Here is a 25,171-nt window from a genome sequence, read left to right as displayed (position 1 = left end):
ATGAAAGGGGATAGGAATAGATGAATGTTGGAATCATTGGCGCGGGTGCCATCGGGTTATTGCTTGCCTCTTATTTATCGGAAGATCATGCAGTCACGCTTTATGTGCGACAAGAACAAGATGAGGAACGACCAATCATTCGCGATGTACAAGCGAGTCGCCTCGTACGGATCCGGAAGATTGATCGGCTCGAGTCAGAAGACTTGGTGTTTGTCGCGACAAAGTCGTATGATATAAAAAGTGTGATTCCATTCCTTAAACGGCTGACGTGTCCCGTCATGTTCCTGCAAAATGGAATGGATCATTTGAAATGGAAAGAGCAATTGCCGCATGTCTTATTTGGTGTCGTCGAACATGGTGCCATGCGTACTGCACCGTTTGAAGTCCAGCATACTGGAAAAGGACGCATCCGCTACGGAAATCAAGAGGTAGCGAACTTGTCGTCAAAGCAGCTGTGCTTTGAACTTGAGTCAGATATGGAAGCCGTTTTATTGACGAAGCTGTTCATCAACGTCGTCATCAATCCAGTGACGGCTTATTACGGTGTTGAGAATGGATCCTTATTAGAGATGCCTTATCGAGAAGAAGCCCGTCAATTATTTGACGAAATGCGGACGATTTTCCCGCACCATGACATTACTTATTCCGAAATCGAGCGGATCATGAAGAATACGAGCAAAAATCGTTCTTCCATGTTACGAGATCTTGAGTATGGACGACGAACGGAAGTAGAACCGATACTTGGATACGCATTACGTCAGGCGACGACTGCGACGCCACGTTTATCTTTTTATTATGAACAGATCAAACAGAGGGAGGGTCCGCAGTGACAGTCTTCATCATTTTTCCTTTATTCAGCCTGATTGCGTTGTATCTCGTCTTTCTACTTCTATTTCGGAAACATGGGAAGGCCGTTCGATTTGCACTCGACTTTGGAACATTCATCGTTCTGTATGCGATTCATGTTGCATTGATTGCCTTGACCGGAACAAATTACTTAGGGTGGATCGTCATCGTCGTATTGTTGGTGTTTGCGTTGAATGCACTCTGGCAACGAATTCGTCAACTTGATGTTGATTTGAGACAAATGATTCGCCACAGTTGGCGGATCATCATCTTGCTGGCATTACCCGTCCATTTCATACTGTTCGTACTCGGTATTCGTCAACTGTTCATCAGCTGACCAGTTAGGTAAGAAAGAAGGGATTTTGTTTGAAGGTACAACCATTTGAAGCCTTATACGATGATAACTCGTTGATGCATCGTGCTTCACGAGAAGAATTCTTAACATATGTCGACCACCTTGGAGAGAGTGGTTTAGCGTCGAGGAGCCGTTTGCTTGAAGAACGTCACTATCCGCATCTTGCGGCACTGACAGACGAACTAGAACGTCGAAATCCGAATATGACGGAGCGTTTGCGGGAACGTGTCGCGAAGCTTCGTACGGGTGAAGCTCAAGTTGTCATTACAGGGCAACAAACGGGTATCTTCGGCGGACCATTATATGCCATCTATAAATTGTTGACCTGTCTGAAGGTCGCACAGCAGGCGGAAACGACACTTGGGCGGCCTGTCGTTCCGATTTTTTGGCTCGCGACCGAAGATCACGATTTTGATGAGATTAACCATGTTTACGTTCCGACAGCGGATTATCAAACGCGTAAAATCGCTGTCACACCTTCAGAATCGATTGCCCGCTCGGTCAGTCGGCTCTCTTTTGATCAAGCAGCACTTCTTGAAATCATCGAAGAGACATTCCGAGCAATGCCAGAAACGGTTCATACGAAACAATTAGTTGCGCGCCTGAAGCAACTCGTTGAAGCGTGTACATCGTATGGGATGTTTTTCTCACAATTGATCGGTGAATTGATCGATTTTGATATCGTCTTCTTTGATGCGGATACACATTCTGTCCGTGAACTCGAGATTCCGTTCTTTGAACGGTTGATTCAAGAAAATGCGGAATTTAGACGAGCATTGACGGATGGTATTTCACAGACGCAAGAGTTACCGGATACATTCTTGAACGAGGAAGCGGCGCATCTTTTCGTCGATGATCATGGTCGTCAGTTACTGTATCCGACAGCAGACGGATTCGAGACAAAACAAGGAAAGCAATATACGGAGCTTGAATTGATCGCGTTGCTGTACGCCAGTCCGGAACGTTTCTCCAACAGTGTCGTCACACGTCCATTGATGCAGGATTACCTGTTCCCGACGCTTGCCTATATCGGGGGTCCGGGGGAGTTAGCATACTGGACACGCTTACGACCGCTCTTTCATCACCTGAATTGGACGATGCCGTTATTGATTCCCCGCATGGGTGGGTTACTCGTGCGCCGTAGCGATGAAAAGCGTCTTGCTAAACTTGAGGTGTCGCTCGAAGAAATCGTCCGATCAGGCGTACCGATTCCGCTCTATTCAGAAGAGAAGATGACAGGACGTATGCAGACGGCAGCGATGCTAAAAGACAGTTTCGTCTCGGAATTCCTCTCGCTCGAACAGAATCTACTGCGGACATCGAGTAAGAGTGAGAAGGTCAAGAAACAGCTCGATCAAGCAATTGCTAGTCTACTGGCAGAAGATCGACGTCAGTTTGACCGACAGACACGGCAATATAAAGAGACGGCTTATCATCTTCTTCCTGATGGAGCGCCACAAGAGCGGATTCATTCTGTCCTCCCGTGGTTGAATCACCATGGTCTTGATTTTGTTCGGGACTTAAGAACAGCCTATGAAGCGAATACGAGTGATCAACTGAAGATTTTCCTCTAAACCTGCTGAAACTAGCAGGTTTTTTCTCTTTTTTAGCGAAAATTACACAAAAGTTAAATAAATCAAGGAAACTGTCTCATTTTCGTAACGTTTTCACGAGAGAATGTGATACATTGAAAAAGAGTAACGTCCTTCAAGGACAGTGAAAGGTGAGGCAGGACATGTTTGAGCATGAAACAGTATTGAAATGGGAATCGATAGAAGGACTCGCGATTAAACCCGACGGTATTTACGTCGATTGTACATTAGGTGGAGCAGGACACAGTGAAGAGATCGTCAAGCAATTGACGACAGGTCATCTGTACGCATTTGATCAAGATGATGTCGCCCTCGCTCATGCAGCAGAACGTCTCGCGGCGTATGAAGGTCGCTTTACTTTAATAAAGAGTAATTTTGCTTATCTGAAAGAGCAATTAGCAGCACATGGCGTCGAGAAAGTGGACGGCATCTTATTCGATCTCGGTGTCTCTTCACCACAATTAGACGAAGGGGAACGGGGATTTAGTTACAATCACGACGCACGTCTCGACATGCGCATGGATCAATCTTCTCCACTTTCTGCTTACGAAGTCGTCAATGAGTGGTCGTACAATGATCTCGTACGTATCTTCTTTACATACGGGGAAGAGAAATTCTCGAAACAGATTGCGCGTAAAATCGAAAAAGCGCGGGAAGAGCGACCGATCGAGACGACATTTGAACTCGTCGAATTGATCAAGGATGCGATTCCGGCACCAGCACGACGTAAAGGTGGTCACCCTGCGAAACGGACTTTCCAAGCAATCCGGATCGCTGTCAATGATGAACTGAACGTCTTTGATCGTGCGGTACACCAAGCCATTGATTTATTACGGGTCGGTGGACGTCTATGTGTCATTACGTTCCATTCACTTGAAGATCGCATGTGTAAACAAGCAATCAAAGAAAAATCATCACTACCCGAGCTTCCACCGGGGTTACCGATGATTCCCGTCGAAATGGAGCCGGAACTCCGACTCGTCACACGCAAGCCGATTACGGCGGGTGTTGAAGAGCTCGATGATAACCGTCGCGCCCGATCGGCAAAATTACGAGTTGCTGAAAAAATGAAAGAAACTTGAGAGGAGCATTCCAATGGCAGAACCACTTCGTAAATCGGTCCAAACGGTTCAACCCGTTCGTCAACAACCTGTTCAGGAACCACGAAAGACGGAAGATATCGCGCGTCGCGTCGCCGTCCGTCCGAAGTATCGCTTGTATCCCTTTGAAAAATTCTTATACAGCGCGATGATTGGTGGTCTTGTGTTATTTGGGAGTTTGACGATCAGTACGCATAACGAAGCGTATAATGTGAGCCGTGATTTAGCGAAAGAGAACCAAGTCACACAATCACTCAAAAAAGAAAACGAACGTTTACAACTAGAGGTCACGAACTTAAGCTCTCCGGAACGGATTTATAAGATTGCAAAAGAACAGGGTCTTGATATGCGTAAAGGGAACATCAAGGTGATTCCTAAATGAATCCACTGAAAAAATCCCGTTGGAGAGTAGCCTTTATCATGGTGATATTTGCTACTCTCTTTTTTGTGTTCATTGGTCGATTTTTATACTTGGCGACAACAAAACAATTCCATGGGGAAGACATGATCGCCTATGCTGAGAAAAAGCGATGGGAGTCTCAGGAGACGCTCGGGGCAGAACGCGGTGAAATTTTCGACCGACTCGGTTCACCGATCGCGATCAATGTTCCATCCTATCATTTGATTGGTATTTACCGACTAGGTGGCGTCAAAGATCCGGACGAGACGATCGTCGATTTTAAAAAGACGGCTGAAGGTCTTGCACCGATTCTTGGGATGACGACGAAGGAACTGGAGACCTATTTGATTGAGAACAAAGATCGTTCGCAAATCGAATTCGGAAAAAAAGGAAATGATTTGACGCTCGATCAAAAAGAGAAGATTGATAAGTTGAAACTTCCTGGAATCCGGATGATTGAAGAGCCGAAACGATATTACCCGAATGGTATCTTCTTGTCCGATACACTTGGATTCGTCCAAAAAATCACCGAGGAGAATGGTCGTGTCGCGTTACAGGGACAAATGGGGATCGAAAAACAGTATGACGATGCCTTAAGCGAATCTTACGGGGCACGTGTCTTCGAGAAAGATCGGAGCGGTAATCCGTTGATCCAAGGCTCGTCGCGTGTCTCGAATGAACCGAAGGACGGGTCAAACCTGTACTTGACGATCGATCACCGCATTCAACAGTCGCTAGAGAAACAAATGCAAAAAATGTACAACACGTACAAACCGAAAAATGCGACAGGGATCGTCATGGATGCGAAAACCGGTGAAATCCTTGCCATGGCGGATCGTCCATCGTTCAACCCGAACTTACGTGACATGAAAGATTTCACGAATTTTGCCGTCTCGTCACGGTTCGAACCCGGTTCGACGATGAAAATCTTTACGCTCGCAGCGGCGATTGATGCGGGAGTGTTCCGTCCGAATGAGATGTATAAATCGGGTAGTTATAACTACAAAGGAACGGTCATCAAGGATTATAACGATGTCGGTTGGGGAACTATTCCGATGATTGAAGGAGTCTATCACTCCTCGAACGTCATGTTCTCGAAGTTGACAGCAGAAAAACTTGGGATTGAGCGTTATAAAGAATACTTTAAGAAGTTTCATTTTGACCAACGAACGGGTATAGACATCTCGGGAGAAGTAAACAGTCAATCTGACTTGTCGAAACCGTTGAATGCGCTCATTACGTCATGGGGACAATCGACTGCGGTCACACCAATGCAACTGCTTCAAGGGGCAACGGCAATTGCTGGTGACGGCGAGATGGTCAAACCGCATATCATCCAAAAAGCGGATCATACGGATAAAGCACCGTACCGGGCGAAAACAGAGGTCGTCGGTAAGCCGATTTCGGCAGAGGCGGCAAAAGCGACGCGGGATGCACTTGATGGTGTCGTCAATAGTAAAATCGGAACCGGGCAAATGTATAAGTTGAAAGACTACCGTGTCATCGGGAAGACCGGTACAGCTCAAATTTCTGAGAATGGGAAATACATTCAAGGACAATTCATTCACTCGTTCATCGGTATGGCGCCAAAAGATGATCCGGAATTGATCATGTACATCGCAGTCGATCGTCCTTCGAAAAGTGAATCGTCTGTTTCAGGACCCCTCATCATGAGTCCGGTGTTCAAGAGTGTCATGAACACAGCATTGCAATACCGGAGCATTCAACCGGAAACGCAAAAGGACTCGGTGGATGTCAAAGCGAAAATTACGCCAAGCTACATCAAGAAGAGTGCCCGACAAGCGACGGATTTAGCAAAAGAACAAGAGGCTGTTCCAATCATCCTAGGCGATGGTGCTGAAGTCGTTTCGCAGATTCCGTCTCGTGGTCAAGAATTCGTCAGCGGAGAGCGTGTCTTGCTGAAGACAGCAAATACGTTCAAAATGCCGGATTTGACGGGGTGGTCGCAGCGAGACGTCAAAAAACTCGTCAGCTTGTATGACTTGAAGCTTGATGTCATTGGTAAAGGTTTTGTAACCAAACAATCAGCTCGAACTGGTACACTAGTGAGGGAAAATGGAAAGTTAACGGTCGAACTAGCTGAACCTAAAGAATAACGGTGGGGCAAATTTCCTGATTTCTACAGGAAGACGAGGACGAACAGGAGTCATTCGTTGACTTTTGCATTCGTCCTCTTTTGCTGTCATCAAATGGAGGTATATATCATGTTAACAATTACGCAACTCGCTGAATGGTTGCATCTCGATGTGAAAGATGATCGTATCGTTCGTCATTTTGCAACGGATTCACGCGCACAACTTGAAGACGGTCTCTATGTTCCGATTCAAGGAGCACGCGTTGATGGTCATCGATTCCTTGAAGGTGCAAAAAACCAAGGAGCGATCGTCACCTTATGGAAGAAAGGCATTGATCGACCAGACATCGATATCGTCTTTTTAGAAGTCGATGAACCATTGGTTGCCCTGCAACACATCGCAAAACGATACTTAATGCAGATTGCGCCAAAAATCGTCGCCATCACTGGATCAAATGGGAAGACATCGACGAAGGACATGGTCGAGAGCGTACTCAAGACGACGTTTAAGACACATAAGACACAAGGAAACTTCAATTCGGATATCGGAATGCCGTTAACGATTCTCATGATGCCAGCTGATACGGAAGTCGCTGTGCTTGAGATGGGAATGAACGGGTTTGGCGATATTGAATTCCTATCGAATCTAGCTGAGCCAGATATCGCACTCGTCACGAACATCGGCGAATCGCATGCGGAGCAAGTCGGTGGACGCAGTGGCATCGCCAAAGCGAAGCTTGAGATTCAATCCGGACTCAAACCAGGTGGTCATTTATTCGTTGATGGTGACGAACCACTTCTCGCAGAAGTCGAAGCGGAGAAGATCGGCTATCAAATCGGAAATACGTACCGGATCGAAACGAAGGAAGCAACGTTCTTTGGAACGGCCTTTACTTACGATGGCACCGCTTTTCACCTACCAGTGCTAGGGAAACACCAAGTCCGAAATGCAGCATACGCGATTGCGACAGCACGTGCACTTGGCGTGACGGACGCCCGGATTCAAGAAGGGTTCGATGCGGTTGAATTGACACCGATGCGGATGGAACGATTACTCTTTGAAGAGACTGCGGTCATCAATGATGCGTATAACGCGAGTCCGACATCAATGAATGCAGCGATTGAGACGGTCACTGCGCTGGAAGGGTATACGACACGCGTTCTCGTCCTCGGCGATATGTATGAATTAGGGGACCAAGAACGCTTATTACATGCCTCGGTCGGAAAGCGGATTGCGTTACCTGTCTCGCATGCTATCCTAGTAGGGGAGAAAGGCGCGTGGATTGCTGAAGGAATCAGCGACCCGTCTGTTCAAATCCAATTCGCGACAACCGTCGAGGATGCTGCAAAACGATTGCGCCCATTGCTCGGAGAACGAACAATCGTCTTATTGAAAGCGTCACGTGGGATGGCGCTTGAACGGATATTAACCTATCTGAACGAAAACTAATTTTTGAAAAAGGGTGTCTGCTATGATCACATTATTCATCAGTCTTATTCTTGCATTTCTTGTTGTATTACTCGTCATGCCAAAAGCGATTCCGTTTCTACACCAATTGAAGTTCGGTCAGGAAATTCGGGAAGAAGGACCGCAATGGCATCAGGTCAAATCCGGAACACCGACGATGGGTGGAATCGTCATTCTTGTCGCGATGATCGTCAGCGTTCTCGGTGCAGTCGTCATGGGCGATCTATCGACGACACAATTATCGTTACTGTTTTTAACACTTGCGTATGGCGTTATCGGCTTCATTGATGATTACATCAAAGTCGTCAAGAAACGTAACCTTGGTCTGAATTCAAAACAAAAATTACTTGGACAAATCGTCGTCGGATTGTTATTTGTCTGGTTGAGTGGTGGATTTACAAGTGACGCGACGTATCTATCGATTCCATTTACCGATTTTGAGCTTGATTTCGGTATCGTCTATCCGTTTGTTGCCTTGTTCTGGTTAGTTGGTTTCTCAAATGCAGTCAACTTGACGGATGGATTGGACGGTCTCGTATCATTTACAGCGATTCCAACATTCTTGTTCTTCGGATTATACAGTTGGTTTATCGCAGATGAAGTAGGCGCTGCTTGTTTTGCTTTCTCAGCGGTCGGTGCCTTGATCGGATTCCTATTATTCAATGCGCACCCAGCGAAGATCTTCATGGGAGATACAGGGTCACTTGCACTTGGAGCTGCATTAGCAGGTCTATCGATTGTCTTAAAACTGGAATTACTACTCGTCTTAATTGGTATCGTTTTCGTTGTCGAGACATTATCAGTCATTCTACAAGTCATCTCCTTTAAGACGACAGGAAAACGAATTTTCAAAATGAGCCCAATTCACCACCACTTCGAAATGGTCGGTTGGAGCGAATGGCGGATCGTCGGTACATTCGCAGGAATCAGCTGTTTGATGGCATTCATCGCCTATCTATTCGTGTAATAAAAAAGAAGAGAGAAAGTGAGCGATTCAACAATGGAACAACGACAATGGAATGATCAAAAAGTGCTCGTTCTCGGAACGGCGAAAAGTGGAATCGCAGCAGCTCGGTATTTAGCGAGTGTTGGTGCAGAAGTAACGGTCAATGACGGGAAAACGCCGTCCGAGAGTGATCAAGCGACGCTTGCATCACTCGATGTTAAGACGGTCTACGGTGAGCACCCGCTCACACTACTCGATGACATCGATTTGATCGTCAAGAATCCAGGAATTCCGTATCACATCGATCTGCTACAAGAAGCCTTACGACGCGACATTCCGGTTTGGACAGAAGTAGAACTAGCGTATCAAGCAACCGATGCGACGTGGATTGCCATCACAGGATCGAACGGGAAAACGACGACGACGACGCTGGTCCATGAGTTGTTGAAAACCGGTACGCGGCGTGTACATTTGGCAGGAAACATTGGATTCCCGGCAATTGAAATCGCATGTCAGGCGAAACAGGACGATATCATCGTCATTGAATTATCAAGTTTTCAATTGATGGGGATCGAGCAGTTCCGACCATATACGGCAGCATTTTTGAATTTATCACCAGCACATCTGGATTATCATGGTGATTTTGAATCGTATGGCGAAGCGAAAGCCCGGATCTTTAAGAACATGAAAGAAACGGATCGTCTTGTCTTGAATGCCGATGATGCGTCCGTCAATGCACTCGGAAAGACAGCTGAAGTAACGCCACTCTTGTTCTCTCGTCGTCAATCGGCGTATGCAGAAATCATGAACGATACGTTGACAATCAATGGGACGAGTATCTTACCTGTTAGTGAACTAGCTCTCGGTGGTGGGCATAATGTCGAGAACGTTCTCGCAGCCTTAACACTCGTCGAACCGTTTAACTTAGCATTATCTGACGTTCAACATGTTCTACGGACGTTTGGTGGTGTAGAGCACCGGACACAGTTCGTCGGTGAAATTGCTGGTCGAAAAGTTTACAACGACTCAAAAGCGACGAATAATGTGGCAACAGAAGCGGCGTTGTCTGGATTTACGGCACCCATCATCTGGTTATGTGGCGGACTCGAGCGTGGAGCGGATTTGACACCGTTACTCGATTCAATGAAGCATGTCAAACATGTCATCGGACTGGGGGAGACGGGTCATCGATTCGGAACGCTTGCGTCAGAAAATGGATATGCGTCGACCGTCGTTGAGGCGATGGATGAAGCCGTGAAAGTAGCGTTTGAAGTGTCACGACCCGGCGACATCATTCTTCTGTCACCAGCATCTGCAAGTTGGGATCAATACAAGACATATGAAGAGCGCGGCGATCATTTCGTTCGTGCCGTACATGAAGTAGGAGGAACAACAGTATGAAAATCGTCGTCTCTGGAGGCGGTACAGGAGGTCACATCTATCCGGCACTCGCTATGATCCGGGAGCTCGAACAACGCATGCCGTGTGAGGTCCTCTATATCGGAACAGAAAATGGTCTCGAGGCGGATATCGTCCGTCGTGCGGGAATTCCATTTGAATCGATTGAGATTTCTGGCATCCGTCGTTCCTTGTCGTTCGAAAACGTCAAGACTGGTATCCGGTTCGTCAAGAGCGTCCGGCGTGTTCGTCGACTACTGCGTCAGTTCCAACCGGATATCGTCGTCGGTACAGGTGGGTTCGTTTGTGGACCGGTATTGTATACGGCTGCAAAAATGGGTTTCAAGACACTCGTTCATGAACAAAACAGTCTACCTGGTATCACGAATAAATTTTTAGCTCGGTATGTGGATCGTGTTGCACTCTCTTTTAAAGGGTCTGGACATCACTTCGGTAAGAATGAAGCGAAGACGGTTTTAATCGGAAATCCGCGTGCTTCTGAAGTGGCAGAGCTCAACATCAATCCGCTTGAAGAGCGACAACGTTTCGGTTTTGAGGAAGGACGTCCTCTCGTCGTCATCTATGGCGGTAGTCGTGGCGCACCTGCAATCAACGAAGCAGTCGTCGATATGATGCCAAAGGTCGAGCAAGCAGGCTGGTCGCTCCTCTTCGTTACTGGTCAAATTCATTACGATACGATTATGTCACGCGTTGGTTCCTTACCAGAACGCATTCAACTTCGCCCATTCGTATATGATTTACCGAACATCTTAAAAGCAAGTCAACTCGTCATTTCACGTTCGGGAGCAAGCACATTGGCAGAACTGACGACACTCGGCTTACCCAGTGTGCTCATCCCGAGTCCTTACGTGACGGAAAATCACCAAGAGGTCAATGCCTCATCACTCGTCGAGACAGGTGCGAGTCTATTGATTCGTGAACAAGAGCTAACGGGTGATCGGTTGTTTGAGGCATGCGAAAAAGCGTTAGCACAACAACAAATGATGTCTGAAGCGGCGCTTGCGCTCGGTATGCCGAACGCTTCACGGGACTTAGTCGATGAATTGTTACGACTGACAGGACAAAAAAACTAAACTATTGCAGGAAAAGACCGATAGGGAAATGAATTGTTACGTTATAGAGGGGGAATGAGACGTGAGGGAACGGAGTGCGGTTGGACGACCACAAGAGGACGAGAACGTCCGCAGCCTCGAGGATAAGATACCTTATATCCGTGAACAACGTCGCAAAAAAGCCAACCGGAGGCTCATCTATGTCCTGATTCTGATTGGTCTATTGGTCGGTGTCGTTTTTTATCTACAGTCGAGTTATTCTCGGGTCGCTCGATTTGATATTGATGGTAATCTTAATGTCAAAACATCAGATATCTTGAAGGCATCAGGAGTTAAGGTGAATGAGACACACGCCTTTAATCTATCAGAGGAAGACATTCTTGAACGAATCGAGAGGGTTCCAGGCATTCAGGAAGCAACGATGCAAAAACAGTTTTTGCATCAATATCGCGTGACGGTGACGGAAGAGAAAGAGATCGCTTACGCAAAGGATAAACCAGGAGACCGGATCGTACTGGCGGACGGAACGATCATTCCCGGAAAGTCGAAGGAAGAATTGTTCGATGCACCAATTCTGACTGGATTTACGGATCAATCATTAAATCGGTTGACGAAGGAACTCGTTAAGATCGAGCCGAAAGTACGTAGTCGGATCTCTGAAATCGTCGCAAACGATAAGACGGACAAGGGTGGTCTGAAATTATTCATGACGGATGGGAATACGGTGTTACTCAGTACATCATCCTTTTCAAATTCCTTGAATGAATACGTAAAGGTCATTTCTGCCTTACCAAAAGGAAAGACGGGAACGATTACAATTGATGGCGGTATCTATTTCAAGCCATATAAAGGAAAAAAATAGAAGATTCGTAAAGAGCTGACGAATAAAAAAACAAACGTGTGTTTTCATTCGTCGACCTTTGTTCGAATCGTCATCAAATCGTAATCTATTCGAACGCTAAGACGGGCAATAACTTCTTTTCGTAAGTATTTATATAGTGTAGACTTAAACGAGAAGAAGCCTGACTCATTCCTAGAATATAATTAGGAATAAAAAGGATTAGTATTATGAAAGTGGAGGTGTCACTCCCATGGAAACGAAAGGTACGATTGCCGCGCTCGACATTGGGACATCGGAGGTGAAACTCATCGTCGGTGAACTACTTGGTGGAACGCTGAACGTTCTTGCTGAAGGTTCTGCACCATCCGCGGGTGTTAAACGAGGTGTCATCGTTGACATCGATCAAACGGTACAAGCCATTAAACAAGCGGTTACGGAAGTGGAACGTACACTTGGTGAACCAATTGGTGAAGTATATGTCGCTATTTCCGGTGAACACATTCAAGTGAAGGATTGCCAAGGGATGACATCGATCAAAGGTGAGGACAATGAAATCACGGATGATGACGTGAAAGACGTTCTGCATTCTGCGATGGTCATGCGAATTCCGAACGAACTCAGTGTCGTCGATGTCTTGCCGAAGACCTTTACGGTCGATCAGCAAACAGAAATCACTGATCCGAGAGGAATGATCGGTTATCGTCTCGAAGTAACAGGGAAGCTCATCATCGGAGCGAAGACGATCCTACATAGCATTAAACGTTCCATTGAACGGGCTGGTTTAGAGCTTGCTGGATATGTGCTGGAGAGTTTAGCGGTATCTAGAATCGCAGCATCGATTGATGAACTCGAACTCGGTGTCGGAATCATCGATATCGGTCATGAGACGACGACACTTTCCATCTACGAAAAGAATGATCTCGTCTACTCGACGACGTTGCCATACGGTGGTGATCATCTGACACGTGATTTGACGTACAAGATGAATTGTAAATATCAAGACGCGAAACTTGCTAAAGAAGAATATGGTATTGCGCTTGAAGCACTCGGGGATCCGGAAGAGAAAGTTTCCTACGTCACGATCAACGGCGAACATCGTTTCGAACCACAATCAGAGATTGGATTCGTTTTAGAAGCACGACTTGAGGAAATCTTCGAGATGATTCAAAAACGAATGACGCAAGCAGGATACGCTCACATGAATAGTGGCTTAATCTTATGTGGGGGAAGTTCTTCATTACCGGGAATCGATCAGCTCGGAAAACGAATCTTCAAGCAGAGCGTCAATGTCTATCAACCTGCTAGTCTTGGTATTCGTCATCCGAAGTATGCCGTCGCAGCCGGTATGTTACGTTATGTGCTCTCAAGAAGCGCCGTATCGAAATCAGGTTTCGACCGGGCGGAAGAGAAGGAAGCCGTAGCGCACGGACATGAACAGGATGCACTGCTCATGAACGAACAGACGTCACCTACGCGAAACGAACGGCCAACACGTGAACAGCCTCCGAAAGAGAAAAAGTCATTCAGTAGTTTCTTTGAGAAATTCTTTGGTTAATGCCTACAAAAAATCCAATGAGTAAAAAATATTAGGGGGCCCTTTTTATGTTGCATTTTGATGAAATGATGGACCAAGTAGCAAAAATCAAGGTCATCGGTGTAGGTGGTGGCGGTTCGAACGCCGTCAACCGAATGATTGAACACGGTGTCCAAGGCGTAGAATTCATCGCAGTAAACACGGACGCGCAGGCATTGAACATGTCACAAGCTGACGTAAAACTACAACTCGGTGCTAAATTGACACGTGGTCTCGGTGCGGGTGCCAATCCGGAAATCGGTAAAAAAGCGGCGGAAGAGAGCCGTGAGCAATTAACAGAAATCCTTTCAGGCGCTGACATGGTCTTCGTCACAGCTGGGATGGGTGGCGGAACTGGTACAGGAGCTGCTCCTGTCATCGCGGAGATTTCAAAAGAAATCGGTGCATTGACAGTCGGCGTCGTCACAAAACCATTTATGTTCGAAGGACGTAAACGGATGCAACATGCTGTTTCAGGTGTCCAGAACTTCAAAGAAAAAGTCGATACGTTGATCGTCATTCCGAACGATAAGTTACTTGAAATCGTTGATCGGAACACACCAATGCTTGAAGCGTTCAAAGAAGCAGATAACGTCTTGCGTCAAGGTGTACAAGGTATCACTGACTTGATCGCCGTACCTGGTCTGATCAACCTCGACTTCGCCGATGTGAAGACGATCATGACGGAAAAAGGTTCTGCTTTAATGGGTGTCGGTGTCGCGACAGGCGAACACCGCGCGACGGAAGCAGCGAAAAAAGCGATTTCGAGTCCGTTGCTTGAGACCTCGATCGAAGGCGCGAAAGGTGTTCTGATGAACATCACAGGTAGTGCGAACCTTAGCTTGTACGAAGTGACGGAAGCCGCACAAATCGTTCAGAGTGCAGCTGATGAGGAAGTCAACTTGATCTTTGGTTCTGTCATCAACGATAACCTAGAAGATGAAATCATCGTTACAGTCATCGCGACGGAATTCGAAAACGAACCACTCGATTTCGAAATTCCATCCGCTCAAGAAATGATGAAGAATTTATTGAAGAAAAAACAAGCGACTCCACCACCAACAGAGGAGTCAAAACCACAAGTCGAAGAGACACCTGTCAGCTCGAATCCCGAACCGGCTAAAGAGCCAGATGTCGAAGAAACGATGGACATCCCATCTTTCCTTCGCCGGAATAATCGTTGATCGATGTTCCAGTGACACGACTGCTAAACGATGAGGTGTCGCGAAAGCGGCGCCTCTTTTTTTAAAATCAAAGGAGGCATGAACATGTTTGGACAATGGATCAAATGGGATACACCGACAGGTACAGTACGTGCCGCCTTTACGACGAAGTTCGCTGCCCCTCATGAAAACGGAAATTTAGGGTTACATGTCAACGATGATCGCGACGGTGTCATCCAGAATCGACAAGTCATCGCACGTCAGCTTGATCTCTCCCTCGAGAACTCGATTTGGGCACAGCAAGTTCACGGAAATCACGTCGAACAGGTGACGACACTTGACTCCGGGCGCGGTGCTTTGGATTACGAAACAGCGATTCCGGGTACAGATGGATTGGTGACGACCGATTCGAATGTCTTATTGATGATGCTCTTCGCTGACTGTGTGCCGCTTGTCTTCTGTGATCCGACGACAGGAATCATCGCGAATACGCATGCCGGCTGGCGCGGAACCGTTGGCAATATCGTCGAGGAAACAGTCAAGCAAATGGAACGTGCGGGTGCGAGTCGTTCATCGATTCAAATGGTCATTGGTCCATCGATCCGTGATTGTTGTTACGAAGTCGATCAACCGGTCATCGATGCAATCGATGCGCTTGAACTCGATGAGTCTCCTTACATACGCAAGGAAGATGGAAAAGCGATGTTATCGCTACAAAAAACGAATGCTGCGCTAGCTGAGCGTTGTGGAGTCGGTGATGTCCTTGACTCAGGTCTATGTACACACTGTCAGGCGGAAGATTACTTCTCTTATCGCCACGGTGACCACGGTGGGCGCTTTGCAAGTTTGATCGTAAAGGAGTCATTGGATGTCAATTCTTGATAATGTACAAGAAGTTACAAAACGAATGGAACAAGCGAGTGAAAAGAGTTCTTCTGAAAAGCAGGTACAGTTGATTGGTGTGACGAAATCAGTCTCAAGTCAAGTTGCTTCTGAATTATTAGCAGCTGGCGTGACCCATCTCGGAGAAAATCGTCCGGACGGATTGCTTGAAAAACAGGCAGAGCTCGGACGAACTGCTTGTACGTGGCACTTCATTGGTACACTACAAACGCGTAAAGTTCGTCAAATCATCGATGCCATTGACGTGTTGCATTCCCTTGACCGTCTTCATTTGGCGGAAGAGATCAATAAACGAACAGACCGAATCATTGATTGTTTCATCCAAGTCAACGTTTCTGGGGAAGAATCGAAGCAAGGCATCGCGCCTGAGGATGTACCATCGTTCTTACACGAAATCGGTCAATATCCCGCGATTCGTGTCATCGGACTGATGACGATGGCACCGTTGACGGAAGATACGGCGCGTATCCGTGAGGTATTCCGGTCATTAAAAACATTGCAAGAAGAGGTCAAGGCGAAAAAATTGTCGTATGCTCCATGTACGGAGTTATCTATGGGAATGTCATCGGATTTTGAAATCGCCATCGAAGAAGGGGCGACGTTCGTCCGAATCGGGACGACGCTCGTTCACACCTAAACGAGAAGAAGGGAGAATGGATATGGGTTTTAAATCAAAAATGCAAAATCTATTTCTCGGCAACAGCGACGATTTAGATGAACTTGAATATGAAAATGATGCTACAATAAATAAAGGTAGAGGTGCTTCACAACAAGAGTATGAAGAGTATTACGAGGAATCTACCCCAAGTGTTACTCAAAAGGAGGACAGCGTGAGACAATCGAATATCGTGCCGCTTCATGCGACGAAAAAAACGAAATCGCAAGTCATCTTGAGTGAACCACGTGTCTTCAACGAAGCCCAGGAAATCGGGGAACATCTTCGTCAGAACCGTGCTGTCATCGTCAATATGCAGCGTATGTCAAAAGATCAATCACGACAGATGATTAATTTCTTATCTGGTGTCGTCTTCGCTCTCGATGGAACGATTACGACGATCAGTCAGAATACCCTCCTCTGTGTTCCGAACAATGTCGAGTTAGCTGGTAGCATCTCGAATCTTCTTGGAGAAGATGATATTAATCATAAGGGGTGGTAAGTATGGATTCTCAAGTGATGTACGCGATTGGTCGTACATTAAGTACGTTATTACAGTATTACAGTTACGTCATGATCGTTTATATCCTGCTTTCGTGGTTCCCGAATGCCCGTGATTCTAAATTCGGACAAGTGCTCGCGATGTTAGTCGAGCCATTCCTAGCGCCCTTCCGTCGTATCATCCCGCCTATCGGGGGCATGCTGGATATCTCGCCGATTGTAGCCTTCCTCGTCTTGAACTTGGCTCAATCGGGTATCCGAGCAATCTTTTTAGTATGAGCGTATACGATCATTATCGTGGAAGCGAGCGGGAATTCGTCGATTCAGTCTTGAACTGGATCGATCATGTGGAAGCGACCTATACGTTCAAATTAACGGATTTCCTAGATCCACGTGAACAACAAATCACACAAGAACTCGTCGGTTCGAAATGCGCCCTCTTTTTTGAGGGCGGTTTCGAAGGCGCTGAACGTAAACGGGCAATCCTCGCACCAGATTATTATGAATACAACGCGGATGACTTTGACATTTCCATCTATCGCATTCATTATCCTACTAAATTCGTTGAACTTTCTCATCGTCAAGTCACCGGTACATTATTGAACGTCGGATTGAAACGAGCTAAATTCGGCGACGTCATCATTCAGGATCAAGTACAGTTTGCCGTCGCGGACGAAGTCGCGACCTATATCGAAGCAAACGTCGAACGAGCAGGGAAGACGAAGATTCGTCTTTCGCGTGTTGAGGCGGAAGACCGTTTGAAAGTGAAGGATCAAGAGTGGGAAGAGACACTTGGGTTCGTCAGTTCACTTCGGTTCGATACGGTCGTGAGTGAAATTCTCGGCTTCTCGCGTCAAAAAGCACAGACGCTCATTAAACAAGGTGAAAGTAAGGTCAATTATAAAGTAGTGGATGATTCGAGCTTCATGCTAGAAGAAGGCGACTTGCTTTCCTTGCGTGGAACAGGACGCGTCAAGTTGATTGCAATCCTCGGATCAACGAAACGTGACCGGATCAAGCTACAATACGGTATTTTAAAAGGATAAGATAAATGCGGAGGAGGAATTCATCATGCCATTAACGCCACTCGATATTCATAATAAGGAGTTCACACGAAAGTTTCGCGGCTATGACGAAGATGAAGTGAACGAATTCCTAGATCAAGTCATCAAGGATTTTGAATTGTTGTTACGTGAGAATCGTCAACAACAGGAAGTCATCCAAAACATGCAAGCGCGTGTCGACTACTTCAGTTCGATGGAAGAAACGTTGAATAAATCGATCATCGTTGCACAGGAAGCGGCTGAAGAAGTCAAAGCCAATGCTTCAAAAGAAGCGAGCTTGATCCTAAAGCAAGCAGAACGTGAAGCAGAGCAGTTGCAAGATGCGGCGCAACGCCGGGCACAACGGACAGACTTCGAAGTCGAGCAAATGCGCAAAAAAATCGAACTCTATCGTAATCGATTCAAAGTATTGATCGATGCGCAGATGGAATTATTGACGAGCCATGACTGGGATGCGTTTGATTTCTCTTCTCGTGGAGCGCTTGACGATGTTCCAGCAGTTGCGTATAATGACGACGATGTCGTATAAATAAAATCAATGACAAGGACACGTCGTATCTTGGACGGTTGACAGCGAATCGGGGGAATGGTGGAAGCCCGAGCAACGAAAAAGATGGGGTATCCCCTTGGAGTGCATGACTGAACGTTCGCTGAACAGTAAGTCATGCCGGCTCACTCCCGTTATCGAGTTCTTAAGCGGTCCTGCGTCGTCAAACTGGCGAGCGGGATTAGTAGGGTGGTACCGCGAGTTCAGCCAAGCTCGTCCCTATCTCAGGGATGAGCTTGGCTTTTTTTGTACTTTTAAAGCGAAAGGTGAGAGATGGTCAGATGGATTACAAAGAAACCTTATTGATGATGAAAACGGAGTTTTTAATGCGAGGCAACTTGCCAAAACGTGAACCAGATATGCAAGCACGATGGGAAGAGATGAATCTCTACGCTGCGGTCCAGGAAAAGAACGCTGGAAAGCCGACGTTCATCCTCCACGATGGTCCTCCATATGCGAATGGTGACATCCACATGGGTCACGGATTAAACAAAGTCTTAAAAGACATCATCGTCCGCTACAAATCGATGAACGGCTTCCAGTCTCCGTACGTGCCTGGTTGGGACACACACGGATTACCGATTGAAACAGCACTTCAAAAAGCCGGTGTTGATCGTAAATCGATGACGGTCGCAGAATTCCGTGAATTATGTGCGAAATATGCGCTCGAACAAGTCGATCACCAACGCGAACAATTCAAACGCCTCGGCGTTCTCGGTGACTATGACAACCCATACATCACCCTGCAACCAGAATTTGAAGCAGCTCAAATTCGTTTATTCGGGGATATGGCGAACAAAGGCTATATCTACAAAGGGAAGAAACCGGTCTATTGGTCACCGTCTTCTGAATCAGCACTCGCTGAAGCAGAAATCGAATATCAAGATAAACGGTCAGCTGCCATCTATGTCGCGTTCCAAGTCATGGACGGGAAAAACATCTTAGAGCCGACGGATCATTTCGTCATCTGGACGACGACACCATGGACGATTCCAGCGAACCTCGGAATCTCTGTCAGTGCGGAACTGACATATGCGCGGATCGAGTATCAAGGAAAAGGCTATATCGTAGCGGAAACACTCGTTCCTGAAGTCATCGAAGCACTCGGATGGGAAGACGCAACAGTCGGACGTATCTTTAATGGTGCGGACTTCGAATACATGAAAGCAAAACATCCATTGTACGACCGTGAATCACTCGTCATGCTTGGCGATCACGTTACAGCGGAAGCGACAGGTGTCGTGCATACGGCTCCAGGTCACGGGGAAGATGACTTCCGTATCGGTCAAGCGTACGGTCTTGACGTTCTTTGCCCAGTCGACGATAAAGGGGTCATGACAGCAGAAGCGCCTGGATTCGAAGGCATGTTCTATGAGGATGCGAACAAAGAAATCGGTCTTGCACTCGAAGAAGCAGGCGCTCTCTTAAAACTGTCGTTCATCAAACACTCGTATCCACACGACTGGCGGACGAAAAAACCGGTCATCTTCCGGGCAACGCCACAGTGGTTCGCTTCAATCAAAGACTTCCGTGCGGAAATCCTTGATGAGATCAAAGGTGTCCAGTGGGTACCAGAGTGGGGCGAAACACGTCTCCACAACATGTTCAAAGACCGCGGCGACTGGGTCATCTCACGTCAACGTGCTTGGGGCGTTCCGCTTCCAATCTTCTATGCTGAAGATGGAACGGAAATCGTCACACCAGAAACGATTGATCATATCGCGAATTTATTTGCAGCTCACGGATCAAATGTCTGGTATGAGCGCGAAGCAGTCGACTTGCTTCCTGAAGGATTCACACATCCAGCAAGCCCGAACGGTATCTTCAAAAAGGAAACTGACATCATGGATGTCTGGTTCGATTCTGGTTCATCACATGCCGGTGTCCTTGCGACACGTCCTGAATTGACACGTCCAGCGGATCTCTATCTTGAAGGATCTGACCAATATCGTGGTTGGTTCAACTCGTCGCTATCGACAGCCGTCGCAACGACAGGAAAAGCACCATACAAAGCGGTCGTCAGTCACGGATTCGTTCTGGATGGTCAAGGACGCAAGATGTCGAAATCAATCGGTAACACGATTGCTCCGATTCAAGTCATGCAGCAATTCGGAGCAGAGATCCTTCGCTTGTGGGTCGCATCTGTCGATTATCAAGCTGATGTCCGGGCATCGATGGATAACTTCAAACAAGTCTCAGAATCCTATCGTAAAATCCGCAACACGGTTCGTTTCCTCCTCGGAAACTTGGATCAATTCGATCCTGCGACGCACCGCGTCGCATTTGAAGACTTACCAGAGTCAGACCGTTTCATGCGGACGAAACTGGATCAACTTGTTGGAAAAGTAAAAGCGGCTTATGATGCGTACGACTTCATGTCGGTCTATCAATTGCTCCACAACTTCTGTGTCCTTGATTTGTCGTCGTTCTACCTCGATTACACGAAAGATATCCTGTATATCGAAAAAGCAGACGCGACATCGCGTCGTGCGGTTCAGACGGTCATGTATGATACAGTCGTTGCTTTGTTGCAATTGATGGCACCGGTCTTGCCACACACAGCAGACGAAGCATGGGAATTCGTACCAGCTGTTGAGACGAAGAGTATCTTCTTGACAGACCTTCCGGAAACGGTCGAAGTCTCAGAAGAAGGACTTGCCCTCATCGAGAAATGGAACGCGTTCCTGACGTTCCGCGATGATGTCTTAAAAGCACTCGAGGAAGCGCGCGTTGAGAAACTCGTCGGTAAGACACTCGAAGCGAAACTCTTACTTGCACCGAAGGAAGAGACGAAAGCCTTGCTCGGAACAATCGATCATCTTGAGCAATTACTCCAAGTCTCACAACTCGAATTCGTGGAAACAGCGGATAAGATGTATGAGACGACTGGCATCACGGTTCAAAAAGCTGACGGTGAAAAATGTGAACGTTGTTGGACATATTCGACGGAACTCGGACAAGATCCGGCTCATCCGACGCTTTGCCCACGTTGTACTGAAGTCGTCAATTCTTTATAATGATACAAAGGGAGGGGCGACTGCGACTTCGCAGGACGTCCCTCATTATTTTTGGATGCGGAGGACAATAGGATGTGGCTTTACTTAGGGATTGCTGCTTTACTCGTTGGAATCGACCAGTTGACGAAATGGATCGTCGTTCAAAACATGACGATTGGTCAAGCGATCACGGTCATTCCGGATTTCTTTTATCTCAACTCGTATCGGAATCGTGGCGCCGCGTGGGGAATGCTCGAAGGTAAATTCGGCTTTTTCTTCATCGTTACGGTCGTCGTCGTCATTGGATTGATTTACTTCCTCTACAAGGAAGGCACGAAAAATAAGGTATTTGCTTGGAGCATCGCGTTATTGCTCAGTGGTGCGATCGGAAATTTCATTGATCGAATGGCACGAGGAGAAGTCGTTGATTTCTTCCACTTCTTCCCGTTCGGCTATAATTTTCCGATCTTTAATGTCGCAGACGTCTGTTTGACGTTTGGTGTCATCACGATGTTGATCAGCGTCATGTTCGAAGAACGGTTGACTAAGAAAGGAACGATGGATAAATGAATGAAGTAGAAACATGGTCCGTACAAGCGGATGGAGCGACAGGGCGCATTGATAAATGGCTCGCAGAACAAAACGATTGGTCGCGTTCGCAAGTACAGGAATGGTTGAAAGCGGGACGTGTCGAAGTCGATGGTCGTGTCGTCAAACCGAACTATAAATTATCGGGAACGGAATCGATTGTCGTTCATATCCCGGAAGCGGTGGAGCTCGAGATCTTACCGGAAGACATCCCACTTGAAGTCGTGTATGAGGACTCGGACGTCATCGTCGTCAACAAACCAAAAGGGATGGTCGTCCACCCGGCGGCAGGTCATGTCTCAGGAACGCTCGTCAACGCCTTATTACACCACTGTCAAGATCTCTCAGGCATCAATGGCGTCAAACGTCCAGGAATCGTTCACCGGATCGATAAGGATACGTCAGGTCTGTTGATGGTCGCTAAGAACGACTTAGCGCATGAGTCACTGGCGCATCAATTGAAAGAGAAGACGACGGAACGTCTCTACATCGCGCTCGTGCACGGTGAAATCCCGCACGAACTCGGAACGATCGAAGCCCCAATCGGACGCGATAAGAACGACCGTCAACGGATGACGGTAACGGATAAGAATTCAAAGTCTGCCGTGACCCATTTCCGTGTTCTCGATCGGTACGAAGGCTTTACGGTCGTTGAATGTAAACTTGAAACAGGACGGACGCACCAAATCCGTGTCCATATGCGTTATATCGGTTTCCCGCTTGCGGGTGACCCGAAATATGGTCCACGTAAGACGATGAAAATGAACGGTCAAGCCTTACATGCTGCGGTTCTCGGTTTCGAACATCCACGCACAGGTGAGTGGATGCGCTTTGAAGCACCGCTCCCAGAAGAGATGACATTTGAAATCGGTCAATTGAAAAAACTTGAATTAGAGTCTTGACGTTTTTCTAATAAAACGGTAGAGTATCACCTAGAGAGCGATGCGAGACATCCTCTACTGACACTTCGGTCGTCCGAGTGACGATCCTACCTAACTAGTATCACCTTTAATCGAGTCCGGAGAGGCTGCGAAAGGGAGAACCTACCACGATCGTGCGTAGGCATGCATACAACACGTATGCCATGATTCTGTCTTCGATGACCTTCTGCGGATTTCCGCAGAAGGTCTTTTGTATGAAAGGAGAAACCATGAAACCAGCCGTCATCTTAGATGAAGCCGCGATCGGACGTGCACTGACACGGATCGCCCATGAAATCATCGAACGTAACAAAGGAATTCATGATTTGATGATCGTCGGAATCAAGACGCGAGGCGAGACACTCGCTCGCCGACTTGCGAAGCGCATCGAACAAATCGAAGGAAAACCGGTTTTACTCGGTGTCGTCGACATCTCGATGTACCGGGATGACTTGTCGAAACGAAGTTTAGAACCAGAAATCAAAGGTTCTGATCTACCGGAAGACATCACCGGGAAAATCGTCGTCCTCGTTGACGACGTCCTCTACACAGGACGCACCGTTCGCGCCGCGATGGATGCGCTCGTCGATCACGGAAGACCGAGTATGATTCAACTTGCTGTCCTCGTCGACCGCGGACATCGGGAGTTACCGATTCGACCAGATTTCATCGGTAAGAACGTCCCGACATCCCGCGAGGAACAAGTCGTCGTCGCGCTCGCCGAAGTCGATGAAGCCGATCAAGTATTCATTAAACGCTAAAATTCAAAACCTTTAAGGTGGTCCAGAGAGACCAGAAAGGGAGTCATCCATATGGCAAAACATGCCGCAGTACTTGATGTACAAGAAGTACCTACTCACCCTCTAAACTGGCTGATGCTCAGCTTACAACACGTCTTCGCGATGTTTGGTGCGACCGTGCTCGTCCCGCTCTTAACGGGACTCAACACATCGGTCGCGCTCGTCGCAAGCGGAGTCGGCACACTGATTTTCCTCGCCGTCACCCGCTTCAAAGTACCCACATATCTTGGTTCGAGTTTTGCCTACATCGCCCCAATCATCGCCGTCAGTGAGCGGTGGGGTGTCGAGGATGCCTTAATCGGCGGAATGGTCGCTGGACTCGTCTACGGACTCGTCTCACTCCTCATCCGCTACACGGGAGCTGCTTGGTTGCTTCGCTTACTCCCGCCGGTCGTCATCGGACCGGTCATCATGGTCATCGGTTTATCGCTCGCCCCGACCGCTGTCAACATGGCGATGAACGGAGCGGATGGTAAGTACAACGGACTGTACTTCCTCGTTGCGATGGTCACACTCGGCGTCACACTCCTTGCGATGACGTACTTAAAAGGAATGTGGAGTACGATTCCGATTTTGTTCGGGATCACAGTTGGTTATCTCGTTGCGGCATCGGTCGGAATCATTGACTTCACACCACTCCAACAAGCCACGTTCTTCCACGTGCCGGACTTCACGATTCCGTTCTTGAATTACACACCATCGTGGAATACAGCCGCCTTGCTTCTGATTGTTCCCGTGACGCTCGTCACACTGACGGAGCACATCGGCGAACAAAAAGTGACATCACGGATCATCGGGCGCGAGACGCTCCTCGATCCAGGGATGCATCGGACCGTACTGGGTGACGGGATCGCGAAGACAGTCGCGTCGATGCTTGGCGGACCACCGGTTACGACGTATGGTGAGAACAACGGTGTCATGTCGATCACACGTGTCTACAGTGTCTATGTCCTCGGTGGCGCGGCGGTTCTTGCGATCAGCTTCGGATTCCTCGGATATGTCGAAGGGTTCATCAAGACGATTCCGACACCGGTCATGGGTGGAATCAGTATCCTCTTGTTCGGAGTCATCGCGTCGAATGGTCTCCGGACGCTGACGGAAAGTAAGATCGATCTTGCCGATAAACGAAATCTGACGATTACAGCCGTCATTCTCGTCACAGGTATCGGAGGCGCGGCGCTTAAAATCGGCAACTTCTCTCTCGAAGGAATGGCACTAGCGACGATTCTTGGAATCATCCTGAATCTAGTTCTTCCGAAAACGACAGAGCAGGTCGAAGAAACAACGGAAACCTCTACAACTCAATCGGTAGCTAACAACTTTTAAGACGTTCCGAGAGAACGATAA

Annotated in this window: 24 protein-coding genes; all 24 read left to right on the top strand. The window is 47.4% G+C overall.

What is annotated here, in order from left to right; all coding sequences use genetic code 11:
* The first annotated feature begins 20 nt into the window (after window positions 1–20).
* The 24 genes from KNQ12_RS03600 to KNQ12_RS03485 all read left to right on the top strand — a co-directional run bounded on the left by KNQ12_RS03600 (window position 21) and on the right by KNQ12_RS03485 (window position 25,150).
* Entirely contained in the window at window positions 21–830 is an 810-nt protein-coding gene (locus KNQ12_RS03600; RefSeq protein WP_214746388.1) for a ketopantoate reductase family protein, read from the top strand.
* On the top strand, window positions 827–1,183 hold the full coding sequence (locus KNQ12_RS03595; protein WP_023468811.1) for a DUF3397 domain-containing protein: 357 nt from the start codon (window positions 827–829) through the stop codon (window positions 1,181–1,183). Before KNQ12_RS03600 ends, KNQ12_RS03595 begins: the two co-directional genes overlap by 4 nt.
* A 29-nt stretch (window positions 1,184–1,212) precedes the next feature.
* Window positions 1,213–2,775, top strand: a complete 1,563-nt coding sequence (bshC, locus tag KNQ12_RS03590) for a bacillithiol biosynthesis cysteine-adding enzyme BshC (RefSeq protein WP_214746385.1) — start codon at window positions 1,213–1,215, stop codon at window positions 2,773–2,775.
* Window positions 2,776–2,936: 161 nt separating this feature from the next.
* Window positions 2,937–3,875 carry a 16S rRNA (cytosine(1402)-N(4))-methyltransferase RsmH gene (gene rsmH / locus KNQ12_RS03585; RefSeq protein WP_035396712.1) on the top strand — a complete coding sequence of 313 codons (939 nt, stop codon included), beginning with the start codon at window positions 2,937–2,939 and terminating at the stop codon, window positions 3,873–3,875.
* 13 nt (window positions 3,876–3,888) lie between these two features.
* Entirely contained in the window at window positions 3,889–4,275 is a 387-nt protein-coding gene (ftsL, locus tag KNQ12_RS03580; protein WP_023468808.1) for a cell division protein FtsL, read from the top strand.
* An 89-nt stretch (window positions 4,276–4,364) separates the two neighbouring features.
* A complete protein-coding gene (locus tag KNQ12_RS03575) occupies window positions 4,365–6,410 on the top strand; it encodes a penicillin-binding protein (RefSeq protein WP_235147584.1) in 2,046 nt (681 codons plus the stop codon).
* Window positions 6,411–6,518: 108 nt separating this feature from the next.
* A complete protein-coding gene (locus KNQ12_RS03570) occupies window positions 6,519–7,838 on the top strand; it encodes a UDP-N-acetylmuramoyl-tripeptide--D-alanyl-D-alanine ligase (protein ID WP_074668418.1) in 1,320 nt (439 codons plus the stop codon).
* A 22-nt stretch (window positions 7,839–7,860) separates the two neighbouring features.
* The gene (gene mraY, locus KNQ12_RS03565) at window positions 7,861–8,823 is read left to right on the top strand and encodes a phospho-N-acetylmuramoyl-pentapeptide-transferase (RefSeq protein ID WP_023468805.1); all 963 of its coding nucleotides are present in this window, start codon (window positions 7,861–7,863) and stop codon (window positions 8,821–8,823) included.
* A 33-nt stretch (window positions 8,824–8,856) separates the two neighbouring features.
* The gene (gene murD, locus KNQ12_RS03560; RefSeq protein WP_214746383.1) at window positions 8,857–10,203 is read left to right on the top strand and encodes a UDP-N-acetylmuramoyl-L-alanine--D-glutamate ligase; all 1,347 of its coding nucleotides are present in this window, start codon (window positions 8,857–8,859) and stop codon (window positions 10,201–10,203) included.
* Entirely contained in the window at window positions 10,200–11,294 is a 1,095-nt protein-coding gene (murG, locus tag KNQ12_RS03555) for an undecaprenyldiphospho-muramoylpentapeptide beta-N-acetylglucosaminyltransferase (RefSeq protein ID WP_035396718.1), read from the top strand. Before murD ends, murG begins: the two co-directional genes overlap by 4 nt.
* A 61-nt stretch (window positions 11,295–11,355) precedes the next feature.
* Entirely contained in the window at window positions 11,356–12,135 is a 780-nt protein-coding gene (locus KNQ12_RS03550) for a cell division protein FtsQ/DivIB (RefSeq protein WP_214746380.1), read from the top strand.
* Between the two features lie 229 nt (window positions 12,136–12,364).
* Window positions 12,365–13,669: a cell division protein FtsA gene (gene ftsA / locus KNQ12_RS03545; protein ID WP_214746378.1), complete on the top strand. Its 1,305-nt coding sequence runs from the start codon at window positions 12,365–12,367 to the stop codon at window positions 13,667–13,669.
* Between the two features lie 47 nt (window positions 13,670–13,716).
* Window positions 13,717–14,871, top strand: coding sequence for a cell division protein FtsZ (gene ftsZ, locus KNQ12_RS03540; RefSeq protein ID WP_023468800.1), 1,155 nt, complete (start codon window positions 13,717–13,719; stop codon window positions 14,869–14,871).
* Between the two features lie 84 nt (window positions 14,872–14,955).
* Window positions 14,956–15,732: a peptidoglycan editing factor PgeF gene (gene pgeF / locus KNQ12_RS03535; RefSeq protein ID WP_023468799.1), complete on the top strand. Its 777-nt coding sequence runs from the start codon at window positions 14,956–14,958 to the stop codon at window positions 15,730–15,732.
* A complete protein-coding gene (locus KNQ12_RS03530; protein ID WP_023468798.1) occupies window positions 15,719–16,390 on the top strand; it encodes a YggS family pyridoxal phosphate-dependent enzyme in 672 nt (223 codons plus the stop codon). Before pgeF ends, KNQ12_RS03530 begins: the two co-directional genes overlap by 14 nt.
* 193 nt (window positions 16,391–16,583) lie before the next feature.
* Window positions 16,584–16,910 carry a cell division protein SepF gene (locus tag KNQ12_RS03525; RefSeq protein ID WP_231496839.1) on the top strand — a complete coding sequence of 109 codons (327 nt, stop codon included), beginning with the start codon at window positions 16,584–16,586 and terminating at the stop codon, window positions 16,908–16,910.
* Window positions 16,911–16,912: 2 nt separating this feature from the next.
* Window positions 16,913–17,188, top strand: a complete 276-nt coding sequence (locus tag KNQ12_RS03520; protein WP_023468796.1) for a YggT family protein — start codon at window positions 16,913–16,915, stop codon at window positions 17,186–17,188.
* Complete coding sequence (locus KNQ12_RS03515) at window positions 17,185–17,955, top strand: YlmH family RNA-binding protein (RefSeq protein WP_029342133.1); 771 nt, start codon at window positions 17,185–17,187, stop codon at window positions 17,953–17,955. Before KNQ12_RS03520 ends, KNQ12_RS03515 begins: the two co-directional genes overlap by 4 nt.
* Before the next feature lie 25 nt (window positions 17,956–17,980).
* The gene (locus KNQ12_RS03510; protein WP_023468794.1) at window positions 17,981–18,502 is read left to right on the top strand and encodes a DivIVA domain-containing protein; all 522 of its coding nucleotides are present in this window, start codon (window positions 17,981–17,983) and stop codon (window positions 18,500–18,502) included.
* A gap of 299 nt (window positions 18,503–18,801) precedes the next feature.
* Window positions 18,802–21,537 (top strand): isoleucine--tRNA ligase, encoded by a 2,736-nt coding sequence (gene ileS, locus KNQ12_RS03505; RefSeq protein ID WP_058713764.1) that lies wholly within the window; start codon window positions 18,802–18,804, stop codon window positions 21,535–21,537.
* A gap of 72 nt (window positions 21,538–21,609) precedes the next feature.
* Window positions 21,610–22,086 (top strand): signal peptidase II, encoded by a 477-nt coding sequence (lspA, locus tag KNQ12_RS03500; protein ID WP_023468792.1) that lies wholly within the window; start codon window positions 21,610–21,612, stop codon window positions 22,084–22,086.
* Entirely contained in the window at window positions 22,083–23,006 is a 924-nt protein-coding gene (locus KNQ12_RS03495; protein ID WP_023468791.1) for an RluA family pseudouridine synthase, read from the top strand. The genes lspA and KNQ12_RS03495 overlap by 4 nt, the downstream gene beginning before the upstream one ends.
* 248 nt (window positions 23,007–23,254) lie before the next feature.
* Window positions 23,255–23,785, top strand: a complete 531-nt coding sequence (gene pyrR, locus KNQ12_RS03490) for a bifunctional pyr operon transcriptional regulator/uracil phosphoribosyltransferase PyrR (protein WP_035396895.1) — start codon at window positions 23,255–23,257, stop codon at window positions 23,783–23,785.
* Window positions 23,786–23,836: 51 nt separating this feature from the next.
* Window positions 23,837–25,150 (top strand): uracil-xanthine permease family protein, encoded by a 1,314-nt coding sequence (locus tag KNQ12_RS03485; protein ID WP_050677526.1) that lies wholly within the window; start codon window positions 23,837–23,839, stop codon window positions 25,148–25,150.
* Window positions 25,151–25,171: the final 21 nt, after the last annotated feature.

Origin of the sequence: Exiguobacterium sp. s11, assembly GCF_018619015.1 — a bacterium.
GTDB classification, from domain to species: Bacteria; Bacillota; Bacilli; order Exiguobacteriales; family Exiguobacteriaceae; genus Exiguobacterium_A; species Exiguobacterium_A indicum.
This window is presented reverse-complemented; position numbering and strand designations above follow the sequence as displayed.

What these genes read in the sequence shown, in the direction of transcription:
- KNQ12_RS03600 (WP_214746388.1), top strand. Translation starts at nt 21, where the DNA reads ATGAATGTTGGAATCATTGGCGCGGGTGCCATCGGGTTATTGCTTGCC.
- rsmH (WP_035396712.1), top strand. Translation starts at nt 2,937, where the DNA reads ATGTTTGAGCATGAAACAGTATTGAAATGGGAATCGATAGAAGGACTC.
- ftsL (WP_023468808.1), top strand. Translation starts at nt 3,889, where the DNA reads ATGGCAGAACCACTTCGTAAATCGGTCCAAACGGTTCAACCCGTTCGT.
- KNQ12_RS03570 (WP_074668418.1), top strand. Translation starts at nt 6,519, where the DNA reads ATGTTAACAATTACGCAACTCGCTGAATGGTTGCATCTCGATGTGAAA.
- mraY (WP_023468805.1), top strand. Translation starts at nt 7,861, where the DNA reads ATGATCACATTATTCATCAGTCTTATTCTTGCATTTCTTGTTGTATTA.
- murD (WP_214746383.1), top strand. Translation starts at nt 8,857, where the DNA reads ATGGAACAACGACAATGGAATGATCAAAAAGTGCTCGTTCTCGGAACG.
- murG (WP_035396718.1), top strand. Translation starts at nt 10,200, where the DNA reads ATGAAAATCGTCGTCTCTGGAGGCGGTACAGGAGGTCACATCTATCCG.
- ftsA (WP_214746378.1), top strand. Translation starts at nt 12,365, where the DNA reads ATGGAAACGAAAGGTACGATTGCCGCGCTCGACATTGGGACATCGGAG.
- ftsZ (WP_023468800.1), top strand. Translation starts at nt 13,717, where the DNA reads ATGTTGCATTTTGATGAAATGATGGACCAAGTAGCAAAAATCAAGGTC.
- pgeF (WP_023468799.1), top strand. Translation starts at nt 14,956, where the DNA reads ATGTTTGGACAATGGATCAAATGGGATACACCGACAGGTACAGTACGT.
- KNQ12_RS03530 (WP_023468798.1), top strand. Translation starts at nt 15,719, where the DNA reads ATGTCAATTCTTGATAATGTACAAGAAGTTACAAAACGAATGGAACAA.
- KNQ12_RS03520 (WP_023468796.1), top strand. Translation starts at nt 16,913, where the DNA reads ATGGATTCTCAAGTGATGTACGCGATTGGTCGTACATTAAGTACGTTA.
- KNQ12_RS03515 (WP_029342133.1), top strand. Translation starts at nt 17,185, where the DNA reads ATGAGCGTATACGATCATTATCGTGGAAGCGAGCGGGAATTCGTCGAT.
- KNQ12_RS03510 (WP_023468794.1), top strand. Translation starts at nt 17,981, where the DNA reads ATGCCATTAACGCCACTCGATATTCATAATAAGGAGTTCACACGAAAG.
- ileS (WP_058713764.1), top strand. Translation starts at nt 18,802, where the DNA reads ATGGATTACAAAGAAACCTTATTGATGATGAAAACGGAGTTTTTAATG.
- lspA (WP_023468792.1), top strand. Translation starts at nt 21,610, where the DNA reads ATGTGGCTTTACTTAGGGATTGCTGCTTTACTCGTTGGAATCGACCAG.
- KNQ12_RS03495 (WP_023468791.1), top strand. Translation starts at nt 22,083, where the DNA reads ATGAATGAAGTAGAAACATGGTCCGTACAAGCGGATGGAGCGACAGGG.
- pyrR (WP_035396895.1), top strand. Translation starts at nt 23,255, where the DNA reads ATGAAACCAGCCGTCATCTTAGATGAAGCCGCGATCGGACGTGCACTG.
- KNQ12_RS03485 (WP_050677526.1), top strand. Translation starts at nt 23,837, where the DNA reads ATGGCAAAACATGCCGCAGTACTTGATGTACAAGAAGTACCTACTCAC.